Here is a 12,486-nt window from a genome sequence, read left to right on the forward strand (position 1 = left end):
TGTGAAGCGTCTTGTGGACCGTTTTGTCGCAGTAACCTGCAGCCGGTTCCCGGTACTGGAATGTTGTGTTCCGGTTCCGGTTCCGGAGGGTTCCTCACGTCGCCTTCATCGTGCTACAACAGGTCTACACCACTGAGTGGTGTAGACCACCACCCGATGGAGGAAGTCTATGAGCACCGCCACCGCGCCGACGGCGGCCCCCTCGAAGAAGTGGGGATCGGGCCTGTTGCAGGGCCTGCAGAAGGTCGGCCGCAGTCTTCAGCTCCCGATCGCCGTGCTGCCCGCGGCGGGCATCCTGCTGCGGCTCGGCCAGGACGACGTGTTCGGCAAGGACGGCCTCGGCTGGAACAAGGTGGCGGCCGTGTTCGGCACCGCCGGCGACGCCGTCTTCAGCAACCTGCCGCTGCTGTTCTGCGTCGGCATCGCCATCGGTTTCGCCAAGAAGTCCGACGGGTCGACCGCGCTGGCGGCGCTGGTCGGCTTCCTGGTGTACAAGAACGTGCTGACCGCGTTCCCGATCACCGAGGCCAAGGTGACCAAGGGCGCGGACGTCGCCGCCACCTACAACGACCCCAAGGTCCTCGGCGGCATCATCATGGGTCTGATCGCCGCCGTCACCTGGCAGCGGTTCCACCGCACCAAGCTGCCCGACTGGCTGGGCTTCTTCAACGGCCGCCGCCTGGTCCCCATCCTGATGGCGTTCATCGGCACCGGCGTCGGCGTCGTGTTCGGCCTGGTGTGGGAGCCCGTCGGCGACGTCATCACGGACTTCGGCGAGTGGATGACGGGCCTCGGGTCCCTCGGCGCGGCCATCTTCGGCGCCATCAACCGGGCGCTGCTGCCGGTCGGCATGCACCAGTTCGTCAACACGGTGGCCTGGCAGGAGATCGGCTCCTTCAAGGACGGCTCCGGCGCGGTCTGGCACGGTGACCTGCCGCGGTTCTTCCACGGCGACCCGACCGCGGGCCAGTTCATGACCGGCTTCTTCCCGATCATGATGTTCGCGCTGCCGGCCGCCGCCCTGGCGATCACCCACTGCGCCCGTCCGGAGCGCCGCAAGGCCGTCGGCGGAATGATGCTGTCGCTGGCGCTGACGTCGTTCGTGACCGGCATCACCGAGCCGATCGAGTTCGCGTTCATGTTCATCGCGCCGCTGCTGTACGTCATCCACGCGCTGCTGACCGCGGTCTCCATGGCCGTCACCTGGGCGCTGGGCGTGCACCACGGCTTCAGCTTCTCGGCCGGCGCCATCGACTACTTCCTCAACTGGGGCCTGGCCACCAAACCCTGGCTGATCGTCCCGGTCGGCCTGGTGTTCGCGGCGGTCTACTACACGGTCTTCCGCTTCGCCATCACCAGGTTCGACCTGCCCACCCCGGGCCGCGAGCCCGAGGAGGAGGTCGAGGACCTCACGAAGGCGTGAGCCGAACAGCACGACGAAGGCCCCCGAGCGGCGATCTTGAGCTTGAACTTGAGCTCGAGTTCCAGCGCGAGGGGGCCTTCGCCGTGCCGTGCGCGTCGGATCCGGGCATCAGATTCGGGCGTCGGATCCGGGCGTCAGATTCGGGCGTCGGATCCGGGCGTCAGATCTCGTACGTCGTCCCGGGCGTCGCCAGTTCCACCGGGCCGTCGAAGACCGCGCGCGCGTCGGCCAGGTTGATCTGCGGGTCGGTCCACGGCGGGATGTGGGTGAGGACCAGGCGCCGGGCGCCCGCCCGGGCCGCCGACTCCCCGGCCTCGCGGCCGTTGAGGTGCAGGTCGGGGATGTCCTCCTTGCCGTGCGTGAAGGCGGCCTCGCACAGGAACAGGTCGCTGTCGCGGGCGAGTTCGTCCAGGACCCGGGTCACGCCGGTGTCGCCGGAGTACGTCAGGACCTTCCCGCCGTGCTCGATGCGGATGCCGTACGCCTCCACCGGGTGGGCGACGCGTTCCGTGTGCACCGTGAAGGGGCCGAGGTCGAACGTGGAGGGCTTGACCGTGTGGAAGTCGAAGACCTCGCTCATGGAGGAGGCGGTGGGGGTGTCCGCGTAGGCGGTGGTCAGCCGGTGTTCGGTGCCCTCGGGGCCGTAGACGGGGATCGGTTCGCAACGGCCGCCGTCGTGGCGGTAGTAGCGCGCGACGAAGTACGCGCACATGTCGATGCAGTGGTCGGCGTGCAGATGGCTGAGGAAGATCGCGTCGAGGTCGTAGAGACCGCAGTGGCGCTGCAACTCACCAAGGGCGCCGTTGCCCATGTCGAGAAGCAGCCGGAAGCCGTCGGCCTCGACGAGGTAGCTCGAGCAGGCCGATTCCGCGGACGGGAACGACCCCGAGCAGCCGACGACGGTGAGCTTCATGGAGCAGAAACCTCCGCTGGCGGGATGTGAAGACGGGGGTCGTGCGGTCCGTCGAGCGTAAGGCGCAAAACCCCCGGTCGCTCCTCCGGCAAGGGCTGTTGTGGGCGAACTCACCTGTGGTGTCACCGGTTCGGCTGGAAGCGGGGCGGACAGGGGGTGCGAGGCGGCGCGCGACGCCGGGTGCGCGCCGGTAACGTCGTCCTCATGGACACGTCCTGGTGGCCGGCTCTCGCCGCGGTGGTGCTCCTCGCGCTCGTCGCGACGCTCGTCGACGGGTGGGGGCGCGGGCGGCGGCCGGCCGGGCGGCGGCCCGCGGGACGGCGGACGCGCCCGCCGGGGCGTCCGGGCGCGCGGCCTCGGGTGCGGCCGAGGCCGGCGGAGATCTGGTGGGCGAACGTCCCGTTCGAGGACGGTCCGGGAGCGGGCAGGGCCGCGCGCGGCGCGGCGGGCGGCGCGAAGGGGCGGGACGGGCGGGCGAAGGACCGGCCCTGCCTGGTGCTGGTGGTGCACGGCGAGCGGGCGACCGTCGCGAAGATCACCAGCCGGTACCGCGACGAGCGGCCCGGAGTGATCGCGCTGCCGCCGGGCGCCGTGGGTGACGCCCGGAGACGCGCGAGCTTCCTGGAGACGGCCGAACTGCGCGAGGTGCCGGTGGGGGACTTCCGGCGCCGGGTCGGCGTGGTGGACCCGGTCCTGTGGGACCAGGTCCGTCATCTGGCCGGCTGAGCCTTCACCGAGGACCCCTCACCGAGGGCCCCTCACCGAGGACCCCTCACCGAGAGCCCCTGCCCCAGGGCTCACGCCCAGAGCTGGCCGTGCAGGGTCTCGATCGCCTCTTCGGTGGTGGCGGCCGTGTAGACGCCGGTGGAGAGGTACTTCCAGCCGCCGTCGGCCACCACGAAGACGATGTCGGCGTGCTCGCCGGCCTTCAGTGCCTTCTGGCCGACGCCGATCGCCGCGTGCAGCGCGGCGCCCGTGGAGACGCCCGCGAAGATGCCCTCCTGCTGGAGGAGTTCGCGGGTGCGGGTGACCGCGTCGGCGGAGCCGACCGAGAAGCGGGTGGTGAGGACGGAGGCGTCGTACAGCTCCGGGACGAAGCCCTCGTCGAGGTTGCGCAGGCCGTAGACCAGGTCGTCGTAGCGCGGCTCGGCGGCCACGATCTTGACGTCCGGCTTGTGCTCGCGCAGGTAGCGGCCGACGCCCATGAGGGTGCCGGTGGTGCCCAGGCCCGCCACGAAGTGGGTGATGGAGGGCAGGTCGGCGAAGATCTCCGGGCCGGTCGTGGCGTAGTGGGCGCCCGCGTTGTCCGGGTTGCCGTACTGGTAGAGCATGACCCAGTCGGGGTGCTCGGCGGCCAGTTCCTTGGCGACCCGCACGGCGGTGTTGGAGCCGCCCGCGGCCGGGGAGGAGATGATCGTCGCGCCCCACATGCCGAGCAGGTCCCGGCGCTCCTGCGAGGTGTTCTCGGGCATCACGCAGACCATGCGGTAGCCCTTGAGCTTGGCCGCCATGGCCAGGGAGATGCCGGTGTTGCCGGAGGTCGGCTCCAGGATGGTGCAGCCCGGGGTGAGCCGGCCCTCCTTCTCCGCCTGCTCGATCATGTACAGCGCGGGGCGGTCCTTGATCGAGCCGGTGGGGTTGCGGTCCTCCAGCTTGGCCCAGATGCGGACGTCGTCGGACGGCGACAGGCGCGGCAGGCGGACCAGGGGCGTGTTGCCCACCGCGGCGATCGGCGAGTCGTAGCGCATGTGGATCAGGCCATACCGCCGGCCACGGCCGGCAGGATCGTCACGTTGTCGCCGTCGGCGACCTTGGTGTTGATGCCGTCGAGGAAGCGCACGTCCTCGTCGTTGAGGTAGACGTTGACGAACCGGCGCAGCTCGCCGCCGTCGACGATCCGGGCCTGGATGCCGGTGTGCCGGGTCTCGAGGTCGGCGAAGAGCTCGGCGAGGGTGTCTCCCTGGCCCTCCACCGCCTTCTGACCGTCGGTGTACTGGCGGAGGATGGTGGGGATGCGGACCTCGATGGCCATGGTTGCGGGCTCCTGTCGGATGGTGTTCGGGTCGGTGGGCGCGCGGCAGCGCTGTACAGCAGGTCGTGCGTGTGTGAGGCGCCGCGGCTCACGGCCGTACGGCGGCAGGGCAGCGTCAACAGATGGCGCTGGCGAGCCTGCACAGGTCGACGTGCAGCCGCGCCACGAGCAGCATGCCCGGCGTCTTTTCGCTCACGTCATGGGAAACCATGGACTCATCGTATCGATTCCCCTCCGGGCACCCCGAGTGTGATCTCAGATTGCGGACGGAATTCATCCGGAGTTTGAGATCGGGAGGTCACTAGGCCTCCACCACCTTGACTTCCTCTTCCGTGATCTTCCCTTCCACGATGCGGAAGGAGCGGAACTGGAACTCGCCGGCGCCGTCGGTGTCCGCCGTGGAGACCAGGACGTAGTGGGCGCCGGGTTCGTTGGCGTAGGAGATGTCGGTGCGGGAGGGGTAGGCCTCGGTCGCGGTGTGGGAGTGGTAGATGATCACCGGCTCCTCGTCGCGGTCGTCCATCTCGCGGTAGAGCTTCAGCAGGTCGTGCGAGTCGAACTCGTAGAACGTGGGCGAGCGGGCCGCGTTCAGCATCGGGACGAAGCGCTCGGGGCGGCCGCTGCCCACCGGGCCCGCGACGACGCCGCACGCCTCGTCGGGGTGGTCCTCGCGCGCGTGGGCGACGATCTGGTCGTACAGGGCCTGGGTGATGGTCAGCATGGTGGCCAGGATAAGCAGAGGGCCGCCGCGTACCGGAGGGTGGTACGGGGCGGCCCATATGCCGGACGGTTTGGCGCCGGTGCGGTGGCCTGGCGGGTCAGCCCACCTTCTCCAGGGCCGGCTCGCCGCGCTCGGCGAGCCGCGGGTTGCGGTTCCTGAGCACCGCCCAGCCGACGCCGAGGGCGGCGGCCCAGCCGGCCATCACGTACAGGCAGACGCGGGAGTCGGCGTCGTAGGCGATCAGGCCGGTGACGAAGAGCAGGAAGACGATGGCGATCCAGCTGCACACCGAGCCGCCCGGGGCGGGGAAGGCGGAGGCGGGCAGCCGGCCCGCGACGACCGCGCGGCGGTAGCGGACGTGGCTGATCAGGATCATCAGCCAGGTCCAGATGCCGGCCGCGGTGGCCACCGAGGTGACGTAGCCGAACGCCTTCTCCGGGACGACGTAGTTCAGGACCACGCCGATGCCCATGAACAGGACGGAGACGGTGATGCCGAGCGCCGGGGCCTTGGCGGCGGACAGCCGCTGGAAGCCCTTGGGCGCCTCGCCGTTGTCGGCCAGGGTGCGCAGCATGCGGCCGGTGGAGTACATGCCGGAGTTGCAGGAGGACAGGGCGGCGGTCAGCACGACGAAGTTGACGATGCCGGCGCCCGCCGGGATGCCGATCTTCGCGAAGGCGGCGACGAAGGGGCTCACGCCCGGCGCGAACTCGGTCCACTTCACCACGCACAGGATGACGGCGAGGGCGCCGACGTAGAACAGCGCGATGCGCCAGGGCAGCGTGTTGATGGCCTTGGGCAGGGTCTTCTCGGGGTTCTCCGACTCGCCGGCGGTGACGCCGACCAGTTCGACGGCGAGGTAGGCGAACATCACGCCCTGCAACGTCATCAGGGACGAGCCGATGCCCTTGGGGAAGAAGCCGTCGAAGGCCCAGAGGTTGGAGACCGCGGCGGTGTCGCCGGCCGAGCTGACGCCGAAGGTGAGCACGCCGAGGCCGATGACGATCATGCCGATGAGGGCGGTGACCTTGACCATCGAGAACCAGAACTCGAGCTCGCCGAAGACCTTCACCGAGATGAGGTTGACCCCGAAGAGGATCACCAGGAAGACCAGGGCGGTCACCCACTGCGGCACGGCCGGGAACCAGTAGTGGACGTAGATCGCGGTGGCCGTCAGCTCCGACATGCCGGTGACGACCCACATCAGCCAGTAGGTCCAGCCGGTGAAGTAGCCGAAGAACGGGCCGAGGAATTCGCGCGAGTATTCGGCGAAGGAGCCCGAGACCGGGCGGTACAGCAGCAGTTCGCCGAGCGCTCGCATGATGAAGAAGACGATGGCGCCGGCGAGGGCGTACATCAGGATGAGGCTGGGGCCGGCCTTGGCGATGTTCGCTCCGGCCATCAGGAACAGTCCGACGCCGATGGCGCCGCCGATGGCGATCATCTGGACCTGGCGGCTGCCGAGTCCGCGCTCGTACCCCTCTTCGGAGGTGTTCTCCGTGTCGACCTGGGCGGAGGTCATGTGTCGTGCGCCTTTCTCCATGCCGAGCCCGGCCTCTCGTCGGCCGCGGACCGGCTCTCGATCCCCCCGGATGAATGGAGTTGAGCGGGCCTCGCAGCCCGCTCGTGCCTGGCCGGCGGTCGTCGGCTCGGTGGCGCACCCGGCGAACGTGGGTGGTGTTCGCCGGGCGGTCGTGAAGATTTATCACGGCCGCAATGGTCGTCATCGGCGCGGAAAGTGAGACACGCCACGGGGAGAAGCGGACAAAGAACACCCGTCAGGCGCATACCCGGCCGCCGCGGTGATGTGATCGTTATCCCGATTTGAGCGTCGTCTGAGCGAACGCCGGGCCGCCGCCGGTGCGGGCGGGTCAGGGCATGAGGGTGGCGACGAGGGTCTCCTGGAGGCCGCCCAGCCACAGGTAGGCCATCACCATCGGCTTGCGCGGGTCGTCGTCGGGCAGGCCGTAGAGGGCGTCGGTGTCGTCCTCGTCGGTGATCTCCAGCCGGGCGCCGATCGCCAGGCGCAGGTCGTTGAGGGCGCCCAGCCACTGCCGGGACTCCCCGGCCGACAGCTTCAGCACCGCCCCGCCGCCGGCCGGCGCCAGCGCGTCCAGCGAGCGGACCACCGCGAGGGCGTTCTCCCGCTTGCCGGCGCGCAGGTCGTTCTCGGTGTAGCGGCGGAACTCGGCGGAGTGCGCCCGCCGTTCCTCCGCCTCGGCCGCCGTGCCGGGGGCCTGTTCCGGGTCGCTGTAGGCGTCGGGGAACAGCCGTTTGAGGACGGGGTCCTTCGGCGGTTCGCTGGGGCCGTCGGCGAACAGCCCGGCGAGCGGGTCGGCGGGGGCGTCCTCGGCGGGGCCGGGGCCGATCAGCTCCAGGAGCTGGACGGCCAGCGACCGGATGATGGAGATCTCGACGTCGTCGAGGGCGACGGCCGCGCCGCCGCCGGGGAGCGGTTCGAAGTGTCCGGGCATGAAGGCGATTCGCTACTTCCGGTCCTGCGGGCGGGGGCGGGTCGTGTCCGGTCCTGCGGCCGGCGGGCGGGCCGTTTCGGGTCCTGCGGCCCGGGGGGCCGTTTCGGGTCCTGCGGCCCGGGGGGCTTTTTCGGGTCCTGCGGCCCGTAGGCGGGTCATTTCCGGTCCTGCGGTCCGGGGGCGGGTCATTTCCGGTCCTGCTGGAGGGTGGCCCACAGGCCGTAGCCGTGCATGGCCTGCACGTCGCGTTCCATCTCCTCGCGCGTGCCGCTGGAGACGACCGCCCGGCCCTTGTGGTGGACGTCGAGCATGAGCTTGGTGGCCTTGTCCTTGCTGTAGCCGAAGTACGTCTGGAAGACGTACGTCACGTAGCTCATCAGGTTGACCGGGTCGTTGTGGACGATCGTGACCCAGGGGACGTCGGGCTCGGGTACGGCGAATACCTCCTCCGCCGATTCGGTGCGTTCGATCTCTACGGGAGCGGGTGACGTCACAAGGCCCATGCTGCCACCCGAGGGGGGTGGTCGCACAAACGGCCCGGAGCCGCACCACGAAAATCGTCAAACTGACGAAATGGGGGTACCATCGCCTGCCATGAACACAGCGGACCTTGGGCTGCCGGTGGACGTCCCGTCGACGGCGCTCTTCACGGACCACTACGAGCTGACGATGCTGCAGGCCGCCCTGGAGGCGGGCACCGCCGGACGGCGGTCGGTGTTCGAGATCTTCACCCGGCGGCTGCCCGAGGGGCGGCGCTACGGCGTCGTGGCGGGCACCGGACGCGTACTGGACGCCGTCGAGAACTTCCGCTTCGACGCGGGCGTCCTCGGCTTCCTGCGGGAGCGGCGGATCGTCGACGAGGAGACGCTGCAGTGGCTCGCCGGCTACCGCTTCTCCGGCGACATCTGGGGCTACCCCGAGGGGGAGGTGTACTTCCCGGGCTCGCCGGTGCTGCGGGTGGAGGGCTCCTTCGCCGAGTGCGTGCTGCTGGAGACCGTGATCCTGTCCATCCTCAACCACGACTCCGCGATCGCCGCGGCCGCCTCCCGCATGGCCTCGGCGGCGGGCGACCGGCCGCTGATCGAGATGGGCGCCCGCCGCACCCACGAGCTGGCGGCCGTCGCGGCCTCCCGCGCCGCCTACATAGGCGGTTTCGCCTCCACCTCCGACCTGGCGGCCGGCTTCCGCTACGGCATCCCGACCGTGGGCACCTCCGCGCACGCCTTCACCCTCCTGCACGACAGCGAGCGGGACGCCTTCCGCGCCCAGGTCGTCTCGCTGGGCCGGGGCACGACGCTGCTCGTCGACACCTACGACGTCGCCGAGGCCGTCCGCACGGCCGTCGAGATCGCCGGGCCCGAGCTGGGCGCGGTGCGTATCGACTCCGGCGACCTGCTCCTGGTCGCGCACCGGGTGCGGCAGCAGCTGGACGCCCTGGGCGCCCGGGACACGAAGATCGTCGTGACCTCGGACCTGGACGAGTACGCCATCGCCTCGCTGGCGGCCGCGCCGGTGGACGCCTACGGCGTCGGCACCCAGCTGGTGACCGGGTCCGGGCACCCGACGGCGTCGATGGTCTACAAGCTGGTCGCCCGCGCCGAGTCCGACGACCCGAGGGCGCCGCTGGTGCCGGTGGCGAAGCGGTCCAGCGGCGGCAAGACGTCGGTCGGGGGCCGCAAGTGGGCCGCGCGGCGGCTGGACGCGGACGGGGTCGCCGAGGCCGAGGTCGTCGGCACCGGGCCGGTCCCGGCCGAGCTGGCCGACCGGCAGCTGCTGGTGGAGCTGATAAAGGGCGGTGCGGTGGTCGCCCGCGAGCCGCTGGACGTGGTGCGCGACCGGCACGCGGCGGCGCGGGGCGGGCTGCCGCTGTCGGCGACCCAGCTCTCCCGCGGAGAGGCCGTCATCCCGACGGAGTACGTCCATCCGCGCTGAGGTCCCGGGGCGGCCGGCGGGACGCGCGGTCACGTTCCGCGACGCCCCCCTCCCGCCCCGCCCCCGAAGTCTCTAGGCTCGGAAGTCCAACGGCCGGGCCCGCACCCCTACCCGACCCTCAGGCCCTGCCGTTCGAAAGCCCTGCGTCGCGGGCCCTGGCACGCGCATCTGCCGCGTTGTCGTCGGTCCCCGACTCCCCCACGCTCGGCTGCGCTCGCGCGGGGGGACCCCCATCGCGTCGACTCCCTCCTCCGCCTCGCAACTGCACGCACCAGACCCCGCTCGGGTAGGCCGCAAGAAGCCGCACCTCACAGCCGGCCTGATCCGAACGACAGGCCCTAGCCGAAGGACACACCACCATGCGCCGCGCCTTGATCGTCGTAGACGTGCAGAACGACTTCTGCGAGGGGGGCAGCCTCGCGGTGTCCGGGGGTGCCGACGTGGCCGCCGCCGTGACCGAGCTGATCGGGCAGGCGGCCGGCTCCGGCTACCAGCACGTGGTGGCCACCCGGGACCACCACATCGCGCCCGGCGGCCACTTCGCCGACAACCCCGACTTCGTCCGCTCCTGGCCCGCCCACTGCGTCGCCGGGACGGAGGGGGTCGGCTTCCACCCGAACTTCGCGCCCGCCGTCGCCTCCGGTGCCATCGACGCCGTCTTCGACAAGGGCGCCTACGCGGCGGCCTACAGCGGCTTCGAGGGGACCGACGAGAACGGCGTGAAGCTGGCCGACTGGCTGCGGGCCAGGGAGGTCGGCGAGGTGGACGTGGTGGGCATCGCGACGGACCACTGCGTGCGGGCCACCGCCCTGGACGCCGTGCGGGAGGGCTTCCGCACGCAGGTCCTCCTCGACCTGACCGCCGGGGTGGCCGCGAAGACCACCGAGCGGGCGGTCGAGGAGATGCGCGAGGCGGGCGTGGAGCTGACCGGCAAGCCCGTGGTCTCCGCCTGACCTGGGCGCTCGCCCGAACAACCGAAGATCCCGAATTTGATCACCAAGCCTTCACCCCGTGCCTGCGTTGTGTAATGTTCACGCCAAGGGGGGATGAAGAGCTCCCCTTGTGTGCCCCCTGACCCGGGGCACACGTCGTCTTTCTCGGGGAGTCAAATCGATGTCGGAACCGCCGCGCCGTCGCAGATCCAGCGTCCTCACACGAGTCGTCCCGGTCTTCCTGATCTGCGTCGCCTTCGTCGCGGTACACCTCACCACCGCGACGCCGGCCCAGGCCTACCACCACCTGTGCGGGAAGTTCTACGGGGTCAGCGGCAACGACCCCATCTCGTACCGCTACTACGACATCGGCACCTCGTACTACAACGCCTTCAACAGCGCCCAAGGACGCTGGGACGCCACCAGCGCGACCGGCTACTTCCGGTACGAGAAGAGCAACGGCGACCCCGAGATCGAGGTCCGCGACAGGTCCTACAGCTGGAGCGACTGGGCGCGCACCTCGTGGCAGGGCTGCACCTTCGGCTATTGGTCGTACGACGAGGTCTACATCGCCTTCAACACCCGCACCATGGGCGGCCTCACCGCGCGGGAGAAGAAGATCGTCGCCGAGCACGAGCTGGGCCACGCCTACGGACTCGATCACGAGTACTACACGTGCGCGAACCCCGGCCCGGCCGTCATGCGTCAGGGTGAGGGGAAGTTCGGATGCGGTAGCGACGGGCCCTGGTACGACGACGTCCAGGGCGTCAAGGCCAAGTACTGAGCGACGCGGAGGACAGTTGTGAAGAAGAGCATGCGTTTTTCCGTCGCTGCCGGCGTTGCCCTCGCCTGCCTCACGGCCTGCTCGGGCCCCGGCTCGTCCGCCGAGGGCGGCGACGGCCGGCTCCACGCGGACGCGGACTACACCCAGTACGCCAGCGCCGAGGAGGTCACCACAGCCGCGGACATCGCCATCACCGGCCCGATCCTGAGCGTGCAGACCAAGGAGTGCGACGAGGGCGGCGAACCCACGACCGAGCCGACCGTCGACCCGACCGACCCTGACAGCACCGACCCCAGCCCCGATCCGTCTGCCACCAGCTCACCCGCCCCGACGTCGACGCCGTCCGGGGTCGCCGGCGACGGCCCAGGAGACCCCACCTGTATGCCGATGGTCTTCCTGAAGGTGCGCGTCAGCACAATGATGAAGCGCGGCTTCGGAGTCGACGAAGGCGACGAGATCGCCGTCGGCAACATCGACACGGACGCCGTGTCGATGGAGGGGACCACGCCGCTCACCGTCGGCAAGCAGTACGCCCTCTACCTCACCCAGCTGGCCGCGGGCGACCACCCCGGCATCACCTCGGTGCCCGAGTTCTGGATCCCGGTCGGCGGCAACCAGGGCATCTTCGTTCTCGCCAAGGGCAGCGTCCAGCCGGCCTCGGCCAACATCGTGGCGCTGACCGCGGCGGACGCCGAAAAGGTCGACGCGAACTCGGATGCGCCCTCGCGGCGCCCGTCGTTCACCGTCAAGGGGCTCAGGAAGGCCGCCGCGGTGGCCGCCGCCAAGGAGCGCGCCGTGTCCCACAAGAACAGGAAGAAGTGACCGCGGTACCCGCCGCACAGGAGGCCCGCGCCGTGCGTACGGCGCGGGCCTCCGTGCGTCAGGTCCGGGCCGCCGGGCGGCTCAGCAGCGCCCTGATCGGGTGCCACAGCTCCTGGACCGGGCCCGGGGCGACACCGTTGTCAGGGGCCGTGCGCCATATCAGGCCGTCCGGATGGTGCAGGACCGCGGTGATCTCGTCGGGGGTCGGCGGGGCCGCGTTGCCCCGCAGGTAGACCGCCCGCATGCCGAGATTGCGCAGCCTGGTCAGGGCGCGTGCGCGGTTGCGGGCGTGGACGAGGACACGGACCGGGCCCGTCCCGTCGGCGGTGGGGCTGGGCAGGTTCAGCGCCACCACCACGCTGCCGGTCGGCAGCTTGGCGAAACCTCCTGTGGCCATGCGGTCATACCCCCGTGCGCTTCGGTGTCAATAAGCGAGTCACAGGACGCACCTAA

Annotated in this window: 15 protein-coding genes; 6 read left to right on the plus strand and 9 right to left on the minus strand. The window is 70.4% G+C overall.

The features are described 5' to 3' along the window. Nucleotides 1–169 precede the first annotated feature (169 nt). The gene (locus ACH4ZX_RS24725) at nucleotides 170–1,423 is read left to right on the plus strand and encodes a PTS transporter subunit EIIC (RefSeq protein WP_398276589.1); all 1,254 of its coding nucleotides are present in this window, start codon (nucleotides 170–172) and stop codon (nucleotides 1,421–1,423) included. Between the two features lie 160 nt (nucleotides 1,424–1,583). Here ACH4ZX_RS24725 and ACH4ZX_RS24730 read toward each other — a convergent pair whose 3' ends face one another. Then, nucleotides 1,584–2,336 (minus strand): MBL fold metallo-hydrolase, encoded by a 753-nt coding sequence (locus tag ACH4ZX_RS24730; protein ID WP_398276592.1) that lies wholly within the window; start codon nucleotides 2,334–2,336, stop codon nucleotides 1,584–1,586. A gap of 204 nt (nucleotides 2,337–2,540) precedes the next feature. Here ACH4ZX_RS24730 and ACH4ZX_RS24735 point away from each other — a divergent pair, with 204 nt between their 5' ends. Continuing rightward, nucleotides 2,541–3,062 (plus strand): type II toxin-antitoxin system PemK/MazF family toxin, encoded by a 522-nt coding sequence (locus ACH4ZX_RS24735; RefSeq protein WP_398276595.1) that lies wholly within the window; start codon nucleotides 2,541–2,543, stop codon nucleotides 3,060–3,062. Nucleotides 3,063–3,133: 71 nt separating this feature from the next. On the opposite strand, the gene ACH4ZX_RS24740 is transcribed toward ACH4ZX_RS24735, so the two are convergent. The 7 genes from ACH4ZX_RS24740 to clpS form a co-directional block, all read right to left on the minus strand. Continuing rightward, nucleotides 3,134–4,084, minus strand: a complete 951-nt coding sequence (locus tag ACH4ZX_RS24740) for a PLP-dependent cysteine synthase family protein (protein WP_398276598.1) — start codon at nucleotides 4,082–4,084, stop codon at nucleotides 3,134–3,136. Between the two features lie 5 nt (nucleotides 4,085–4,089). Beyond that, nucleotides 4,090–4,368, minus strand: coding sequence for a MoaD/ThiS family protein (locus ACH4ZX_RS24745; RefSeq protein WP_324784107.1), 279 nt, complete (start codon nucleotides 4,366–4,368; stop codon nucleotides 4,090–4,092). Between the two features lie 115 nt (nucleotides 4,369–4,483). After that, nucleotides 4,484–4,579 (minus strand): putative leader peptide, encoded by a 96-nt coding sequence (locus ACH4ZX_RS24750; RefSeq protein ID WP_019759525.1) that lies wholly within the window; start codon nucleotides 4,577–4,579, stop codon nucleotides 4,484–4,486. A gap of 90 nt (nucleotides 4,580–4,669) precedes the next feature. Further along, nucleotides 4,670–5,089 carry a Mov34/MPN/PAD-1 family protein gene (locus tag ACH4ZX_RS24755; RefSeq protein WP_398276602.1) on the minus strand — a complete coding sequence of 140 codons (420 nt, stop codon included), beginning with the start codon at nucleotides 5,087–5,089 and terminating at the stop codon, nucleotides 4,670–4,672. Nucleotides 5,090–5,186: 97 nt separating this feature from the next. Then, the gene (locus tag ACH4ZX_RS24760) at nucleotides 5,187–6,611 is read right to left on the minus strand and encodes an amino acid permease (protein ID WP_398276605.1); all 1,425 of its coding nucleotides are present in this window, start codon (nucleotides 6,609–6,611) and stop codon (nucleotides 5,187–5,189) included. 349 nt (nucleotides 6,612–6,960) lie between these two features. Further along, complete coding sequence (locus tag ACH4ZX_RS24765; RefSeq protein ID WP_398276608.1) at nucleotides 6,961–7,563, minus strand: DUF2017 domain-containing protein; 603 nt, start codon at nucleotides 7,561–7,563, stop codon at nucleotides 6,961–6,963. A 185-nt stretch (nucleotides 7,564–7,748) separates the two neighbouring features. After that, the gene (clpS, locus tag ACH4ZX_RS24770; RefSeq protein WP_249836901.1) at nucleotides 7,749–8,066 is read right to left on the minus strand and encodes an ATP-dependent Clp protease adapter ClpS; all 318 of its coding nucleotides are present in this window, start codon (nucleotides 8,064–8,066) and stop codon (nucleotides 7,749–7,751) included. Nucleotides 8,067–8,157: 91 nt separating this feature from the next. Here clpS and ACH4ZX_RS24775 point away from each other — a divergent pair, with 91 nt between their 5' ends. The 4 genes from ACH4ZX_RS24775 to ACH4ZX_RS24790 all read left to right on the plus strand — a co-directional run bounded on the left by ACH4ZX_RS24775 (nucleotide 8,158) and on the right by ACH4ZX_RS24790 (nucleotide 12,033). Beyond that, a complete protein-coding gene (locus ACH4ZX_RS24775) occupies nucleotides 8,158–9,495 on the plus strand; it encodes a nicotinate phosphoribosyltransferase (protein ID WP_398276611.1) in 1,338 nt (445 codons plus the stop codon). Nucleotides 9,496–9,854: 359 nt separating this feature from the next. Further along, nucleotides 9,855–10,448, plus strand: a complete 594-nt coding sequence (locus ACH4ZX_RS24780) for a nicotinamidase (protein WP_398276614.1) — start codon at nucleotides 9,855–9,857, stop codon at nucleotides 10,446–10,448. Nucleotides 10,449–10,608: 160 nt separating this feature from the next. Beyond that, nucleotides 10,609–11,211, plus strand: coding sequence for a hypothetical protein (locus ACH4ZX_RS24785; RefSeq protein WP_398276617.1), 603 nt, complete (start codon nucleotides 10,609–10,611; stop codon nucleotides 11,209–11,211). A 30-nt stretch (nucleotides 11,212–11,241) separates the two neighbouring features. Beyond that, entirely contained in the window at nucleotides 11,242–12,033 is a 792-nt protein-coding gene (locus ACH4ZX_RS24790) for a hypothetical protein (RefSeq protein ID WP_398276620.1), read from the plus strand. A gap of 58 nt (nucleotides 12,034–12,091) precedes the next feature. Here ACH4ZX_RS24790 and ACH4ZX_RS24795 read toward each other — a convergent pair whose 3' ends face one another. Beyond that, nucleotides 12,092–12,430: a hypothetical protein gene (locus tag ACH4ZX_RS24795; protein WP_398276622.1), complete on the minus strand. Its 339-nt coding sequence runs from the start codon at nucleotides 12,428–12,430 to the stop codon at nucleotides 12,092–12,094. Nucleotides 12,431–12,486: the final 56 nt, after the last annotated feature.

This window comes from Streptomyces sp. NPDC020490 (genome assembly GCF_044335305.1).
Taxonomy (GTDB): Bacteria; Actinomycetota; Actinomycetes; order Streptomycetales; family Streptomycetaceae; genus Streptomyces.